Origin of the sequence: uncultured Tateyamaria sp., assembly GCF_947503705.1 — a bacterium.
Taxonomy (GTDB): Bacteria; Pseudomonadota; Alphaproteobacteria; order Rhodobacterales; family Rhodobacteraceae; genus Tateyamaria.
The window spans coordinates 18,053-32,211 of record NZ_CANNES010000010.1 but is presented as its reverse complement, the minus strand read 5'-3'; the positions used below and the strand labels follow the sequence as shown (position 1 = coordinate 32,211).

Genomic DNA, 14,159 nt, shown 5'->3' with positions numbered 1-14,159 from the left:
AATCGCTCTGATCGGCGTCAAACTCAGGGGCAATACGGGCCTGCAAAACTCAGGCCCGTCAAGATTCAAAAGGACAAGACCATGCGTGCAGCCGTTGTCAGAGCGTTCAACGAAGACCTGTCACTCGAAACCGTGCCGGACCCCGATTGCCCGGCCAATGGTGTGGTGCTTGAGGTGGCCGCCTGCGGCGTGTGTCGGTCCGACTATCATGGTTGGGTCGGCGAGCATCCCAAAGTCAGCGACGGGTCAATCCTCGGCCACGAATATTGCGGGACGGTTGTTGCCGCAGGTCCGCAGGCCAAACACACGATCGGTGATCGGTTGATTGCGCCCTTTATTCTGGGGTGCGGAGATTGTCCAGCCTGCCAGACAGGCGCCTCAAATACATGCGAACACTCGGTCGTGCCGGGCTTTGGCGCGCCCGGCGCTTATGCAGAGTTCGTGGCCGTACCCTTTGATCACAACCTTGTCCATCTGCCCGACACATTGTCGCCTGCGCTAGCAGCCGGATTGGGCTGTCGGGTAACAACCGCGTGGCACGCCCTGACGGATCGCGCAGGTGTGCGGGCCGGCGAATGGGTTGCGGTGCATGGCACGGGCGGGATCGGGCTGTCTGCCCTGTTGCTGGCCAAGATGCTCGGCGCAAGAGTTGTTGTGGTTGATATCGTTGAGGAAAAGCTGACCCACGCCTTGGCACTTGGCGCAGATGCAGCAGTGAATGCATCAACTCAGGACGTGCCAGTCGCTATCCGCGATCTGACCGGCGGCGGCGCTCAGGTGTCTATCGAGGCGCTGGGGATTGCGGCGACAACCAATGCCTCGGTCGAGTGTCTGGCCACGCTCGGCCGTCACGTGCATGTGGGCATGCCTGCGGGAGATGGGATGATGCATATCAACATGCGCGCCATTTATGCCAAACAACTGGCGTTTTACGGCACGCGCGGCATGCCGTCGTGGAAATATCCCACCCTTCTTGGAATGATCGAGCGCGGTGATGTCGACCTGAGCCCGATGCTCGACCGGACTGTATCGCTTTCGGGCGCAAGTGCCGAACTGCGCGCCATGAAGGGCCCAACGGCGCCCGGCACTGCCGTGATTACGGATTTCGCCACCTGATCAGTCCAGCTTGAACCCCTGCGCACGAATATAGTCGCCAAAGCCGTCGCGCTCGGGTGCATTGTATTGTCGAACCTTGTCTGTGCTCCAACCATAGTCGGGGTCGTCACCGAACGTGGCCAGAAATCTCTGTTTATCATAGGGTTGCGTTTCGGCCCGTGCCCGGTCGTAGGTCTGCACGGCATCGCGCAAACCGGCCTCTTGGTATCGATCCACATGGCAGGTAACGGACAAAGGCAATCGCATCGATATCAAAGGCGCGGACGCAGGATATCCAAAGGCAAGCCCCGCAAACGGAAAGACGTGCGACGGCAACTGCAATAGCTCTGACACCGCCGCCGCCTCGTTGCGCACCGCGCTGATCGGACAACAGCCCAGGCCCAATGCCTCGGCGGCCGTCACAAAGGCCCCCAAAGCAATGGCCGCGTCCCCGACAGCGTTAAACAGTGCGTCCAGGTGATCATTGGCAAAAGGCACACCGTGCCAGTCGTGCAGAAGTCTTTGCCGCCGGTTGTTCCCGCAAAACACGGCGATCATTGGGGCATCCGCAACCCAGGCCTGTCCAGCGACCAGCTCAGCAAGACGCTGGCGTATGTCGCTGGACTGGATCAGGACGATGTCACGCTGTTGCAGATCGCTTTTGGTTGGTGCAGCCAACGCGGTGGCACACAGCGTCTCGATCAAGGGTGCGGGCACGGGGTCGTCCAGAAAAGCCCGGCATGACCCGCGCCCCGCCATGGACCGGATAAGGTCGGTGTCAGCGGCGTCCTCGTGCGTCGTAGGCGGGTCGGCAAAACGGGCGGCAAAGATCGGTTGCAGGCTGGCATGCGGATCGGTTGTCATATCTGCCTTTCTCATCTGGGCACTTGGAAAGCAAAGCTAACAAAACCCGAAAGATTTATTCACGTTCATAAAGATGCGCTATCAGCTATGATGAACCCCAACCGTACAGCCATCCAAAGATACCTCCTCTTATGACCCAAGAAACCCTCAAAGTAACGATTGATCGTGGCCCAGATACTGCGCATGTGCAGACCGTTTTTGATGTGCCCGCCTACACGAATCAAACCGTTCTCGACGTGGTGTCCTGGGTCCAGCAAAACGCCGATCCAACTCTCAGCTACCGATATGCCTGTCGCGTCGGCATGTGCGGCAGCTGTGCGATGATGGTGAACGGGGTTCCGCGCTGGACCTGCCGCACGCATATCTCAAAGGTCTTGCGGGGCAACGCTGTCACCATCGCCCCTCTGCGCAATCTGCCGGTCATCAAGGACCTCGCGGTTGACATGGACCCGTTTTTCGACAAATGGGTCGCCGCCGAAGGGGTGCATCACGGCGCCTTGACCCGCGATGACCCAATTGCCCCCGTCGATACCTCAACCGCCGCCCGGGCGGTGGCCGATGCGGGGATCGAGTGCATTAACTGTTCGGTCTGCTATGCCGCCTGCGATACAGTAACCGCAAATGATGACTACCTTGGTCCCGCAGCACTGCAGCGTGCGTGGACCTTGCTCAACGATGCCAAGGACGATGGGCGTGCGGCCATTCTGGACGCTGTTTCGGACAAGGGTGGTTGCCACAACTGCCATTCCATCGGCTCGTGCACGACCTATTGCCCGAATGACCTAGACCCGATGTCTGCCATTGCCGGGCTGAAACGCGAAACGGCCAAGTCATTATTTCAGAGGTGGCGCTGATGCTGAACCTGCGTCTTTACATGCTGCAACGGGTCACGGCACTGCTGATGGCGCCGCTGGTTCTGGGGCACTTGGCCGTGATGATCTACGCGGTGCAGGGGGGCCTCAGCGCCGGTGAAATCCTAGGCCGTACGCAGGGTTCGATCCTGTGGTTTGCCTTTTACGGCACCTTTGCCGCGGCCGTCGCAGTCCACGGCGCGATTGGGCTGCGCAGCATCGCGTGTGAGTGGGTGGGATTGCGAGGGCGCGCGCTCGACGCCTTCATGTGGCTCACCGGTCTGAGCCTTTTCGCGATGGGAGCACGGGCCGTCTGGGCCGTGACCTTCGCATGAGGGCGACCGGCGTTACCGCACGCGCGCACCCCTTGTGGCTGGCTTACATCTTGCACCGACTGTCAGGTCTTGGGCTGGCCCTTTTTCTACCGCTGCACTTTTGGGTGCTTGCGCTGGCGATGACTGACCCTGCCCGGCTCGATGGGTTCTTGCGCCTGACCGAGGCGAGCGCGATCAAGCTGGCCGAGTTCGGGTTGGTCTTTTTGCTTGCTGTTCACATGTTCGGCGGTCTGCGGCTGATGGCGCTGGAATGGCTGCCATGGACAGCCTCACAAAAGACACTAGCTGCGAGCGCGGCTGCCGTGTCTTTTCTGATCGCTACCCTCTTTTTGCTCAAGGCAGTCTGATATGCGCATCTCGGACATCGAACGGCATGACACCGATATCCTGATCCTCGGAACGGGGGGCGCTGGGCTGTTCGCCGCCCTTCACGCCCAGCAAACTGCGCCCGAAGGCACGCGCATCACCATCGCCGTCAAAGGACTGATCGGCAAATGCGGCTGCACACGAATGGTACAAGGTGGCTACAACGTGGCTTTGGGCGGGGGCGACACAGTCGAGCGGCATTTCATGGACACGATCCAAGGCGGCAAATGGTTACCCAATCAGGACATGGCGTGGCGACTGTGCGAGCAGGCGGTCGTGCGCATCCGCGAGTTGGAGAACGAGGTCGGCTGTTTCTTTGATCGCAACCCCGATGGCTCGCTGCACCAGAAAGCGTTTGCAGGCCAAACGGCGGACCGCACCGTGCACAAGGGCGACCTGACAGGGATCGAGATCATCAATCGGCTGATGGAAAAGGTGCTCGCCAGCGGTGTCGAGAAGATGCAGGAGCACCGCGCCGTCGGCCTGATCCCGACCAAGGATCGCAGTGCGCTGGCAGGGGTCCTGATGATCGACATGCGCACCGGACACTTCCGTTTGGTGCGGGCCAAGACTGTGTTGATGGCCACGGGCGGCGGCCCCACGATGTATAAGTACCACACCCCAAGCGGCGACAAGACGATGGACGGGCTTGCCATGGCACTGCGGGCGGGCTTGCCACTGCGGGATATGGAAATGGTGCAGTTCCACCCCACCGGCCTTCTTGCGGGCGACCATACGCGGATGACTGGAACCGTGCTTGAAGAAGGGCTGCGTGGTGCGGGCGGTCGGCTTATCAACCACGCAGGTCAGCGATTCATGTTCGACTATGACGCCAAGGGCGAGCGTGCCACACGCGACGTCGTCAGCCGCGGCATCTATGCCGAGATGCGCAAGACCAATGATCCAGCGCAAGAGGGTGTGTTCATCTCCATGGCCCATTTGGGTCCGGAAAATGTACGCCAAAAGTTCAAGGGCATGGTCAAACGCTGCGCCGATAGCGGGTTCGATCTGGCCGGTGGTCTTGTCGAGGTCGTGCCAACGGCGCACTACTTCATGGGCGGTGTTGTTGTGGACGTAGACACGCGTACGGCGATGGAAGGGCTCTATGTGGCGGGCGAGGACGCAGGCGGCGCGCACGGGTCGAACCGGCTGGGCGGCAACGGGGTTGCGAACTCGACCGTCTATGGCGGTATCGCGGGCGATACGATGGGCCGCGACGTGGTGCACATGACCCTGCGCGACCCGGATGAAAACGTACTTGCGGCCGAGTTCGAACGCGCCACCTTTCCCCTGACCCGCAAACCCGACCTGATCCTACCACTGCGCAAGCAGTTGCAGGAGGTGATGTGGGACGAGGTCGGCGTGATGCGGACCGAGGCGGGGATGAAACGCGGGTTGGGCGGGATCGCCCAGGTCTCTGGCGCACTGATGGATGTGGGAGTGAATGCCAGCAACCTCGCTTTCAACCTGACCTGGCATGACTGGCTGAACCTGCGTTCACTTTGTGATGTCTCCGAAGTCATCACAAAAGCGGGGATCGCCCGCGAAAATTCGCGCGGGGCGCATTACCGCGAGGACTTCCCGGATCCGGGCGCGATGGAAGACAGTGACTTTACAGTAGCGACGCAAGATGGCGAAACTGTCACCATCACCCGAGAACCCGTTCAATTCACTATTGTCAAACCGGGCGAATCCATCTTGCCCGCAGACGCACCCAACACACTGGTGGCAGTACAATGACACAACACAATCTCATCGTCGGGCGCGCCGCACTGATCGTCATCGACATTCAGGCCTCGACCTTTATCGACAACAGTACAGACAGAGCCATCGCCAACATGCCCGGATACCGCGACCGGATGCTGGCGGCGCGCGCCCTGATAGATGCGGCGCATGATACTGGCGTACCCGTCGTTTTCGTTCAGGAAATCCACCGCGCGGATGGCGTGGATTTCGGGCGCGAACTGGATGGCGACGAGGAAGTGCATTGCCTCGACAACGATCCCCGAACCGAGATCGCCTTTGACGAAATGGGCTTCCGCCCGGGCGACTATATCGTGCACAAGCGCAGGTATTCTGCGTTCTTTGGCACAGACTTGGAAATCCTGCTGCGTGGCCTCAAGGCCAAGACCCTGTTGCTTTGTGGAGGTCTTACTGACGTCTGCGTGCACTATACATTCGTCGATGGACACCAATGGGATTATCATTGCCGGGTGGCCGAGGACTGCGTTGCGGGTTCATCCATCGCGGCGCATGATGCCTCCCTTCGGGCGATGGAATATCTTCAAACCGGTGCAGTGCAAACACGCGATACACTGATCGCCGCCATGCATGATGTATCTGGAGGCGCGTGACGTGATCCCCATTTCGGTCATCCAGTCCACTGCCGAAGTTCTTATGGACAAAGCGGCCATTGAAATCCCACAGGATTACCTCGACGGCCTCAAGCACGCGGCCAAGACCGAGGATGGGGACCTGTCCTCCTTTGTCCTCAAGGCGATGCTTGACAACTATGAGGCCGCCAAGGAAGACCGCCGCGCGATGTGCGGCGATACCGGTGTGCCACGCTGGTTCGTCAAGATGGGGAATGAAGCACAGGTTGAAGGTGGGATGGTGGCGCTTGAGGCTGCCCTGCGCCGCGCCACGGCCAATGCCACAAATGGCGTGCCTCTGCGCCCCAACCGCGTGCATCCACTCTGGCGGACGGATCACAACAACAACGTCGGCATCGGCGCCCCCGAGATCGAATACGGGTTCGAACCCGAAGGTGAATGGATCGACCTGATCACGGTTCACAAAGGGGGGCTTTTTGGCACGGACTACCGCATGTTGTTCCCCAGCGACGGCATTCAGGGGATCAAGCGGTTCTACCTCGACAGCCTCATGGCGTTCGGCAAACGCGGCCTCGCCTGCCAACCTGCCATCATTGGCATCGGTCTTGGCGGATCCAAGGACATCTGTATGACGCTGGGCAAGCGCGCCTCGACCCTGCGTATCGTGGGCAGCCGCAATTCCGACCCGCGCATTGCCGAGATGGAGGACGAGTTCAAAGAACTTGGCAACTCCATCGGGATGGGGGCCATGGGGTTCGTGGGCAAGAACATGGTGATCGACTGCAATATCGAGGTGGGGTATTGCCACACCGGCGGCATGCCGATGTCGGTGCACGCGTTCTGCCTGTCGTCCCGCCGTGCCGTGGCCCGCATTCATGCCGACGGACGCGTGGAACACCGCACCGACCCGAATTGGTTCACACCCTACCAGCGCCGCGAAACAATCGATTGGGAACCACAAAGAGAGGCCGCAGAATGAGCCCGCGCGAAGTCCGCCTCTCGACCACCCCGACACCCGAGGCGATTGCCGATCTCCGCCTCGGCGATGTCGTCTACCTTGACGGGCTGATGTATACAGCCCGCGAGGGGGTCTATATGCGCGCGCTTGAGGACAAGGCGAACATCCCCATGGAATTGCCCAGCCAATCGGCCGCAAATTTCCACTGCTCGCCCGCTGCGCGGATCAATGCGGACGGCTCGTTCGACATGGGGGCCGTAACCGCGACCGCGTCGTTCCGCTTTGCAAAATGGTTGCCCGAATGGATGGCAAAAACGGGCGCGCGCCTGATTGTCGGCAAGGGCGGCATGACCTCCAACGACTACAAGGCATACTTCGTTCCCAACGGTGCCGTATACCTGTCCACCGTGGGGTATGGCACGGGGGCGCTTCTGGGGCGCGGGGTTGAAAGCGTCGAGGCAGTGCATTGGAACGAAGAGTTGGGTCTGGCTCAGGCAATGTGGGTGATCAAATGCAACAAAATGGGGCCGTTTATCGTAGCCTCTGACCTTAATGGCGACTGCCTGTTTGAGCGCGAAAACGCCAAGATCGCCGAGAATGTCGCGCGGGTCTATGAGGGCACGAAACCGGCAGTTCTGAAGCGGTACGGCGAAAGTGATGACCGGACGGACGAGGTGATCTGAGCCATCAGAACAATTCGCTGGCCATCACCCCCAGCCCCATCAACAGCGTCAAGGCGATCAGCAGGCGGCGAAAGCCGATGTCGCTGAGCCGCCGAAACACCATGATGCCCACTTGGGCCGCCACCAAGCCACAGGGTATCGTAATCATCAGGGCGTTGATTGCCGTCCTGTCATAGGCCCCTTGCACGAATAGCAGGCAGACGGTGGTGCTCAGGATCGCAACGTTAAAGGGTTGTAGGACGGCGCGCGTCTCTGCCTTGGTCCAGGGGCGGATCGACAACCACATCGCGGGTATCGCCCCTGAAACAGAGGCCGCGCCGCCAAACAGGCCACCGACAAAGCCGATCCCGCTGTCGATCCACGGCGTGCGCCGTGAAAATGCAGGCAATGCGGCGCGAAAACTGAAATAGCCGCCATAAATGATCAGCAAACTCGCAATCGCGATCCGCAAAAGGCCCGCATCGATCACCGACAGCAGCGACACGCCCACCGGCACTCCGATCAAGCCCGGCACCAGAAATCGAAGCAGTCGGGCGGGCTGCGCCCAGATTTCGGCCCGCACAATCCACAGCCCCTGCAAGCCCGCCAGAACAGACATCAGCGCGACGATGGCCACCGCCTGAACCGGGTACAATACCACAAGGTAAAATCCAAGCGCAAATAGGGCGGTGCCCGTCCCTGACAGCCCATTGATAAAGCCACCGGCCACAGCCCCCAGCACGAGGTAAAAGATGAATTCAGCGCTCATGTTGAGGTTCGATCCCGTGTGTCTGAGACAGCTTGAATGACAGATAGAAGGACACCAAACAGCTCGTCCAGTGCTTGGCGCTTCAGCTGGTTCTCACGATGCACAAAACCCAGCGTCCGGTAAGGAGCGTCGACACCAATGCTTAGCCGTTTTACCGGAACGACATCCGGCGGCGGCACAGCCGCTTCCGGCACGATAGACACTCCAAGGTTTGCGCGCACCATGCTGGTGATCGCCTCGGGGCTATCCAACTCCATCGTTTCGTTGACCTTAATGCCTTGCGACAAGATCCAGTTGTCAATCAAGGCACCAACCACCGCAGTACGATCAAAGCGGATAAAGGGGCGCGTTTTCAACAAAGTGATGGCGTCGTCGCCGGGTTCTTCCACGGCGGCAATCAATTGCATCGGCTCTCGCGCCAAGGGGCGAAACACGACACCGGGGGGGAGTTGATAGGGCTTGGACGTGATGGCAGCGTCCAGGTTGCCCCGCTCAATCTCCGCCAGGAGCGTGGTCGTCAACCCGGGGCGGATGTGCAGCCCGACATCGGGGTATTTGGACCTGAGCACCGCCATCGCCTGCGGCGTGAGCCCGGTCAAGGTCGTGCGCAAAACGCCCAAAGTGATCGTCCCGCGCAAACCGCTGTCGTTCAAAACCGAAGGCACCAAGTTGTCATAATCGGCCACAAGAACACGGGCCTTGGCGACAATCTGATGCGCGACGGGCGTCAGTTGCGGCGTTCTGGTGCTGCGGTCAAACAAGGTGACGCCCAGATCAGCCTCAAGCGCTTGCATCTGCTGACTGACGGCCGCGTGTGTCACGTGGACGACCTCTGCCGCTGCGCTGAACGTGCGGGTTTCAGCGACCGCGACCAGGGTTCGCAACCTCCGGATGGTCATGGTTCCTCCGTCGTTCAGTAAGAGACGTTGACAGTATTCATAAAGGTTGGACGCTTTGAGAAAGCCCAACTAACGATGCCCTAGCGATAGGTGGTGTTGGCGAATTACCCAAGGGAAAAGTCCACCAGAGTATTAGGATTGAAACGATCCCTGAACACTTTGCACTTTTCAAAGCTGACGGCCCCCTGTTCAGAGGTTACTGGCTTGCCTCAATAAACTCGCAACGGCCTTTGGTGGCCAACGCTCAACACATGACGCTCTACAGTTCGTCAGCCTGTAAACCACTATAAATACAAAGTTATTTCTCCTTACAAAAACAGTAAATTTAACACTTGCTTAATCTGAGTAATTCGCTCAACTTTAAGCCCCTGCCAGCCAAGTGAGTCTTCGGCAAGCCAGACATCCAACACTCCAAAAGGCGTGGGATTATGCAAAAAGCTCAAGATGACACTGCTCCGTGGCACCGCGAGGTGATGGAATGCCTATGCGCCTCCATCTCGCTGGGGCTGCCGCACATCCTGAACATCGAATGGTTGATCGACAGGTTCGAACATGTCCGGCGGACACAGTCATGATGGTGAATGTAGCACGGCAGGCAACCGTTCGACCAAAGGACGAATTGCCCGTCTACGACGCCACCGATCTCACCCAAGGCGGCGATCTCGCGCGGATAAAGCTGGACGATAAGCTTTACACCCTGCGCATTACCCGTGCGGGCAAACTGATCCTGACGAAGTGACCGCAAATACGTCGGCGTGGCACGTCAATCAGGCAAGCGCCGGCGCGCCACACAAGCCCTCACGCTTTGCCTCGGCACGACCGCATGGGCGGAAGCCCCCGCAACCAAGAGTGCCGTCTTGACGACGTATGCCGACATCGCCACCGCGAACTACGCCGATAGCCTGATCACCGCCCAGCGTTTGCAGACAGCCGTTAACACATTGCTGGCCGATCCATCAGCCCAGGCACTGGAACGCGCCAAGGCCGCGTGGCTGGCCGCGCGTGTGCCCTATCAGCAAAGCGAGGTCTTTCGCTTTGGCAATGCCATCGTTGATGATTGGGAGGGGAAGGTGAACGCGTGGCCTCTCGACGAGGTGTTGATTGACTATGTTGACGCCTCCTACGGCGGGGCGACGGACGAAAACGGGGCGGCAATCCTGAATGTCGTGGCCAATTCCAGCTTTACGTTGTCCGGTATGGTCGTGGACGCATCCATCATTACCCCGGCGCTGCTGAAGGAGACATTACAAGAGGCGGATGGGATCGAGGCGAATGTCGCAGGTGCGGCGCTGATTATGGGGGGCGTCAACGGTCTGATCGACCAAACCCGGAGCATCGAACGAGTGGTTGCGGCCTTGGGCACGTCAATTGCAGTGGAAGGGTCCGACAGCCTCGACGACCCGGACGCCGTGTTCCAATAAAGACCTCGTGTCCGGCAGCCATGACAATGAACTCGCGACCGACCTCGACCGTATTGCTTGCTATAGTCATCCCTATCGCGGGGGTGGCCGGGCCTCTGGATGAACGGCATTTGCACATCAGCCCGCGCACACAGGTCGAAACGGCGCGTGTCGCATCCGTCACCGCTGCCCCGACCACATTTGATGCAGCGCAGCCTTTTGAGGGCAATGCTGCCGGCGCCGCGACGGTCCGCACAACGGGTACCGCGAACGCGTTTTCCCAACCGTCAGCCAATATCAGTTTTGAGGATGAACTGACCTTCAAGGTCGGCAACGGTTTGTTCCGCAAGCTGTGGGTGTCCTCGCCATCATCGACCCTGACCTCGGATGGGCTTGGGCCTCTTTACAACGCACGGTCTTGCCAGCGATGCCACATCAAGGATGGGCGGGGCCATCCGCCGGAGGGACCAGACGACACCGCGATTTCCATGTTCCTGCGCGTTTCGATACCCGCGCCGCACAGGTCGCTAGCAGACGAGATTGAGGGGTATATCGCTACACTACCTGAACCAACCTACGGCAATCAGATGCAGGATTTCAGCTTGCCCGGCCATCCGGCTGAATACAGGCTTGAGGTCAAATACGACGAGAAGGTCGTCCCATTGTCAGGCGGCGCAGCAGCAAGCTTGCGCATGCCGACCTACACGGCCACCGATCTGGGATATGGTCCGCTTCACGCTGACGCAATGCTAAGCCCGCGTGTCGCTCCCCAGATGATCGGCCTGGGGTTGCTTGAAGCAATCCCGGCGGCCGATATTCTGGCCCTTGCGGACCCGTATGACGTTAATGGTGACGGGATATCGGGGCGCCCCAACATCGTCTGGTCTGTCGAGTTTGACCAACCGATGCTGGGCCGTTTCGGGCTCAAGGCCGGAACACCGACAATCCGCCAACAATCTGCCGCCGCCTTTGTCGGAGATATAGGCATTTCCAGCCCGCTCTTCCCCGACCCTTGGGGGGAATGTACGCAACGCCAATGGGATTGCCGCGCGGCACCGCATGGCAACACTGATATACGCGGGTTCGAAATTGACGCCGCGGGCCTCGATCTGGTGACGTTCTACAGCCGAAACCTCGGCGTACCTGCGCGGCGTGCTGTCGATGATCCCCAGGTCTTGCGCGGTAAGCAGGTCTTTTACGACACCGGCTGCACCGGTTGCCACCAGCCCTCTTTTGTCACGCATCGGCTTGTTGATCAGCCGGAACAAAGCTTTCAACTGATCTGGCCTTACACCGACATGTTGGTGCACGACATGGGGCCGGGCCTTGCCGACAATCGGCCCGAAGGGCGGGCATCCGGTACAGAGTGGCGGACACCACCGTTATGGGGGATCGGCCTGACGCGCCAGGTTTCGGGGCATGCATATTTCCTGCACGATGGCCGGGCCCGATCACTGTTGGAGGCGGTCCTGTGGCACGGCGGCGAGGCGCAGGCGCAACGGGACGCCGTAGTCGTCATGCCCCCTGCTGATGGTGCCGCCTTAATTGAATTTCTGGAAAGTCTGTAGTGCGTCTGTTTCTGTTTGCACTCTGCGTCCTGGCGGAAACGCCCGCACTGGCCGATGATGTAGATCTGAAGGCCATCGTCGCGGATCATGTTGTTCCCAGATACCAAAGCCTCGCGGCAGAAGCCGCCTATCTGAGGGTGGCAGCGGCACGCGATTGCGCCCCTGACAATGCCCAGCTTGTTACCGCTTATCATGACGCGTTTGATGCATGGGTGCGTGTCAGCCACCTGCGGTTCGGCCCATCCGAGCAGAACGGCCGCGCCTTCGCGTTGGCGTTTTGGCCAGATCCACGCAGCGCCACGCCCCGGGCACTGTCTGCCCTGATCCAGAACAATGACGCAGCCGTCACGCAACCCGACGCGTTTTCAACCGTGTCCATCGCCGCGCGCGGGATTTATGCGCTGGATTACATGCTCTGTGACCCGCAATTCAGCGTCACAATCAATCGGTCCAGACACTGCGCTCTTGTGCGGGCCATCACCGGTGACATCGCCACAAACGCCGCCGCGATCCTTGATGGGTGGCAAGGCGGGTACGGCACCGAAATGTCCCGCCCCGGCAATGACCGTTTCCGCACGACAAGCGAAGCGGAGCGCCAGTTGTTCACGGCCCTCATGACGGGCTTGGAGTTCACCGCACATGCCCGCCTGGGCCGCCCGTTGGGCACGTTTGACCGACCTCGCCCGTCACGGGCCGAAGCATGGCGATCAGGGCGTTCCCTGCGCCACGTGATCTTGTCGCTGCAAGCAACCGCGCACTTGGCCAACCTGATCTCGGGCAGCGATCCTCAACTCACCGCCGCCCTTGCCACCGCGATCGCACGGGCTGAGGTGCTCAACGATCCGATCTTTGCCGGGGTCAGCGACCCGCAAACCCGGCTTCGCATCGAGGTGCTTCAGCAAAACGTAAATGCCATCCGCCTGCATTTGACCCAACGTGTCGGTCCAAGCCTCGGCATCGCGGCTGGGTTCAACGCGTTGGATGGCGACTGATGACCAGCCGGAGGGCCTTCATCGCGTCCAGGCTGGCGACCGGACTGGCCCCTGTTTCAGGTTGGGCAGATGTGGGTGACCCCGCATTTCTGTCAGCAGGCATGACACCAAACCGATCTTTTGTCCTGTGCGGATTGAGTACAGATGGGCGGATCGCATTCAAACGGGCTTTGCCAACCCGTGGCCACGCTGCGGCAGCTCACCCGACGCGAGCCGAGGTTGTCGCCTTTGCGCGACGGCCGGGTACTTTTGCAATCGTTCTGGATTGCCGAACGGGGACGCAGATCGCCCAGCTCCTTGCACCACAAGGATCGCATTTTTTTCGGACACGGCGCGTTTTCGGCAGATGGCGCGCAACTATTCACCACCAAGAACGATATCGAAACCGGGCACGGCATCGTTGGCGTTTGGGATGCGCGCAACGGCTACAAACGTGTCGGCGCCTTTGCATCCGGCGGGATCGGGCCGCATGACATCAAACTGTTGCCCGATGCGGAGGTGCTTGCCATCGCCAATGGCGGCATCGAAACCCATCCCGAGACCGGCCGCACCAAGCTGAATATACCAACGATGCGCCCCAACCTGACCTATGCCACACTCGACGGCCAGATCATGGAGCGGATCGCGCTCAGCCATGATCACCACAAAAACTCGATCCACCACCTTGCAGTCACGCGGGACGCAACGGCCGCCTTTGTGATGCAGTGGCAGGGTGATCTGTCGGATCACGCCCCGCTTCTTGGCACCCACAGGCTTGGACAAGGCGGGCCAGCCTTGGCAAAGGCAGAGGCGTTCAAGGGCATGCAAGCGTATGTCGGGAGTGTCGCGGCGCACAGGCGGAGCATCGCCATCACCTCACCGCGTGGGGGTATCTTTCTGGAAATTGATGCGCGCGACTTGGCGCTGACCCACCGGATGCACATGAGGGACGTGTGTGGTGTGGCGCCGGAGCGCGATGGATTTGTCTGCACCGATGGCACAGGCCGTGTTTTCGGCACATCGACAGGCGCTGTCACGGCCTCCCACCAGATCCGTTGGGACAACCATCTGATCACGCTATAAGCGCG

17 protein-coding genes and 1 pseudogene are annotated in these 14,159 nt (G+C 60.1%); 15 read left to right on the top strand and 3 right to left on the bottom strand.

Annotated features, from left to right (window positions below; genetic code table 11):
* The first annotated feature begins 81 nt into the window (after positions 1 to 81).
* Positions 82 to 1,116 (top strand): zinc-dependent alcohol dehydrogenase family protein, encoded by a 1,035-nt coding sequence (locus Q1A44_RS18220; protein WP_299628141.1) that lies wholly within the window; start codon positions 82 to 84, stop codon positions 1,114 to 1,116.
* Here Q1A44_RS18220 and Q1A44_RS18215 read toward each other — a convergent pair whose 3' ends face one another.
* Complete coding sequence (locus tag Q1A44_RS18215; protein ID WP_299628140.1) at positions 1,117 to 1,959, bottom strand: nitroreductase family protein; 843 nt, start codon at positions 1,957 to 1,959, stop codon at positions 1,117 to 1,119. It lies immediately after the preceding gene.
* A 131-nt stretch (positions 1,960 to 2,090) separates the two neighbouring features.
* Here Q1A44_RS18215 and Q1A44_RS18210 point away from each other — a divergent pair, with 131 nt between their 5' ends.
* Genes Q1A44_RS18210 through Q1A44_RS18180 form a run of 7 tightly spaced genes read left to right on the top strand, consistent with a single transcriptional unit; the run spans position 2,091 to position 7,485 of the window.
* Complete coding sequence (locus Q1A44_RS18210) at positions 2,091 to 2,813, top strand: 2Fe-2S iron-sulfur cluster-binding protein (RefSeq protein ID WP_299628139.1); 723 nt, start codon at positions 2,091 to 2,093, stop codon at positions 2,811 to 2,813.
* Complete coding sequence (locus Q1A44_RS18205; RefSeq protein ID WP_299628137.1) at positions 2,813 to 3,145, top strand: succinate dehydrogenase; 333 nt, start codon at positions 2,813 to 2,815, stop codon at positions 3,143 to 3,145. Before Q1A44_RS18210 ends, Q1A44_RS18205 begins: the two co-directional genes overlap by 1 nt.
* Positions 3,142 to 3,492 (top strand): succinate dehydrogenase, encoded by a 351-nt coding sequence (locus Q1A44_RS18200; protein ID WP_299628135.1) that lies wholly within the window; start codon positions 3,142 to 3,144, stop codon positions 3,490 to 3,492. The genes Q1A44_RS18205 and Q1A44_RS18200 overlap by 4 nt, the downstream gene beginning before the upstream one ends.
* 1 nt (position 3,493) lies before the next feature.
* Positions 3,494 to 5,251 carry an FAD-binding protein gene (locus tag Q1A44_RS18195; protein ID WP_299628133.1) on the top strand — a complete coding sequence of 586 codons (1,758 nt, stop codon included), beginning with the start codon at positions 3,494 to 3,496 and terminating at the stop codon, positions 5,249 to 5,251.
* On the top strand, positions 5,248 to 5,865 hold the full coding sequence (locus Q1A44_RS18190) for a cysteine hydrolase (RefSeq protein ID WP_299628131.1): 618 nt from the start codon (positions 5,248 to 5,250) through the stop codon (positions 5,863 to 5,865). Before Q1A44_RS18195 ends, Q1A44_RS18190 begins: the two co-directional genes overlap by 4 nt.
* Position 5,866: 1 nt before the next feature.
* Positions 5,867 to 6,823 (top strand): fumarate hydratase, encoded by a 957-nt coding sequence (locus Q1A44_RS18185; RefSeq protein ID WP_299628338.1) that lies wholly within the window; start codon positions 5,867 to 5,869, stop codon positions 6,821 to 6,823.
* Positions 6,820 to 7,485, top strand: coding sequence for a fumarate hydratase C-terminal domain-containing protein (locus tag Q1A44_RS18180; RefSeq protein ID WP_299628129.1), 666 nt, complete (start codon positions 6,820 to 6,822; stop codon positions 7,483 to 7,485). Before Q1A44_RS18185 ends, Q1A44_RS18180 begins: the two co-directional genes overlap by 4 nt.
* Before the next feature lie 4 nt (positions 7,486 to 7,489).
* Here Q1A44_RS18180 and Q1A44_RS18175 read toward each other — a convergent pair whose 3' ends face one another.
* Positions 7,490 to 8,233 (bottom strand): sulfite exporter TauE/SafE family protein, encoded by a 744-nt coding sequence (locus Q1A44_RS18175; RefSeq protein WP_299628127.1) that lies wholly within the window; start codon positions 8,231 to 8,233, stop codon positions 7,490 to 7,492.
* Positions 8,230 to 9,132 (bottom strand): LysR family transcriptional regulator, encoded by a 903-nt coding sequence (locus Q1A44_RS18170; protein ID WP_299628125.1) that lies wholly within the window; start codon positions 9,130 to 9,132, stop codon positions 8,230 to 8,232. The genes Q1A44_RS18175 and Q1A44_RS18170 overlap by 4 nt, the downstream gene beginning before the upstream one ends.
* 428 nt (positions 9,133 to 9,560) lie before the next feature.
* Between Q1A44_RS18170 and Q1A44_RS18165 the strand changes: the two genes are divergently transcribed.
* From Q1A44_RS18165 to Q1A44_RS21915, 7 genes and pseudogenes are all read left to right on the top strand, one after another.
* Positions 9,561 to 9,707: a hypothetical protein gene (locus Q1A44_RS18165; protein ID WP_299628124.1), complete on the top strand. Its 147-nt coding sequence runs from the start codon at positions 9,561 to 9,563 to the stop codon at positions 9,705 to 9,707.
* Complete coding sequence (locus Q1A44_RS18160) at positions 9,707 to 9,871, top strand: hemin uptake protein HemP (RefSeq protein WP_299628336.1); 165 nt, start codon at positions 9,707 to 9,709, stop codon at positions 9,869 to 9,871. The genes Q1A44_RS18165 and Q1A44_RS18160 overlap by 1 nt, the downstream gene beginning before the upstream one ends.
* A gap of 16 nt (positions 9,872 to 9,887) precedes the next feature.
* Positions 9,888 to 10,412 (top strand): annotated as a pseudogene (locus tag Q1A44_RS18155) (imelysin family protein); the annotation flags it as partial.
* Between the two features lie 167 nt (positions 10,413 to 10,579).
* Positions 10,580 to 12,100 (top strand): di-heme oxidoredictase family protein, encoded by a 1,521-nt coding sequence (locus tag Q1A44_RS18150; RefSeq protein ID WP_299628122.1) that lies wholly within the window; start codon positions 10,580 to 10,582, stop codon positions 12,098 to 12,100.
* On the top strand, positions 12,100 to 13,092 hold the full coding sequence (locus Q1A44_RS18145; protein WP_299628120.1) for an imelysin family protein: 993 nt from the start codon (positions 12,100 to 12,102) through the stop codon (positions 13,090 to 13,092). Before Q1A44_RS18150 ends, Q1A44_RS18145 begins: the two co-directional genes overlap by 1 nt.
* On the top strand, positions 13,092 to 13,565 hold the full coding sequence (locus tag Q1A44_RS21920; RefSeq protein WP_366942613.1) for a DUF1513 domain-containing protein: 474 nt from the start codon (positions 13,092 to 13,094) through the stop codon (positions 13,563 to 13,565). The genes Q1A44_RS18145 and Q1A44_RS21920 overlap by 1 nt, the downstream gene beginning before the upstream one ends.
* The gene (locus Q1A44_RS21915) at positions 13,471 to 14,154 is read left to right on the top strand and encodes a DUF1513 domain-containing protein (protein ID WP_366942615.1); all 684 of its coding nucleotides are present in this window, start codon (positions 13,471 to 13,473) and stop codon (positions 14,152 to 14,154) included. The genes Q1A44_RS21920 and Q1A44_RS21915 overlap by 95 nt, the downstream gene beginning before the upstream one ends.
* The last annotated feature ends 5 nt before the right edge of the window (positions 14,155 to 14,159 follow it).

What these genes read in the sequence shown, in the direction of transcription:
- Q1A44_RS18165 (WP_299628124.1), top strand. Translation starts at nt 9,561, where the DNA reads ATGCAAAAAGCTCAAGATGACACTGCTCCGTGGCACCGCGAGGTGATG.
- Q1A44_RS18180 (WP_299628129.1), top strand. Translation starts at nt 6,820, where the DNA reads ATGAGCCCGCGCGAAGTCCGCCTCTCGACCACCCCGACACCCGAGGCG.
- Q1A44_RS18200 (WP_299628135.1), top strand. Translation starts at nt 3,142, where the DNA reads ATGAGGGCGACCGGCGTTACCGCACGCGCGCACCCCTTGTGGCTGGCT.
- Q1A44_RS18190 (WP_299628131.1), top strand. Translation starts at nt 5,248, where the DNA reads ATGACACAACACAATCTCATCGTCGGGCGCGCCGCACTGATCGTCATC.
- Q1A44_RS18205 (WP_299628137.1), top strand. Translation starts at nt 2,813, where the DNA reads ATGCTGAACCTGCGTCTTTACATGCTGCAACGGGTCACGGCACTGCTG.
- Q1A44_RS21920 (WP_366942613.1), top strand. Translation starts at nt 13,092, where the DNA reads ATGACCAGCCGGAGGGCCTTCATCGCGTCCAGGCTGGCGACCGGACTG.
- Q1A44_RS18195 (WP_299628133.1), top strand. Translation starts at nt 3,494, where the DNA reads ATGCGCATCTCGGACATCGAACGGCATGACACCGATATCCTGATCCTC.
- Q1A44_RS18175 (WP_299628127.1), bottom strand. Translation starts at nt 8,233, where the DNA reads ATGAGCGCTGAATTCATCTTTTACCTCGTGCTGGGGGCTGTGGCCGGT.
- Q1A44_RS18215 (WP_299628140.1), bottom strand. Translation starts at nt 1,959, where the DNA reads ATGACAACCGATCCGCATGCCAGCCTGCAACCGATCTTTGCCGCCCGT.
- Q1A44_RS18160 (WP_299628336.1), top strand. Translation starts at nt 9,707, where the DNA reads ATGGTGAATGTAGCACGGCAGGCAACCGTTCGACCAAAGGACGAATTG.
- Q1A44_RS18220 (WP_299628141.1), top strand. Translation starts at nt 82, where the DNA reads ATGCGTGCAGCCGTTGTCAGAGCGTTCAACGAAGACCTGTCACTCGAA.
- Q1A44_RS18210 (WP_299628139.1), top strand. Translation starts at nt 2,091, where the DNA reads ATGACCCAAGAAACCCTCAAAGTAACGATTGATCGTGGCCCAGATACT.
- Q1A44_RS18150 (WP_299628122.1), top strand. Translation starts at nt 10,580, where the DNA reads ATGAACTCGCGACCGACCTCGACCGTATTGCTTGCTATAGTCATCCCT.
- Q1A44_RS18170 (WP_299628125.1), bottom strand. Translation starts at nt 9,132, where the DNA reads ATGACCATCCGGAGGTTGCGAACCCTGGTCGCGGTCGCTGAAACCCGC.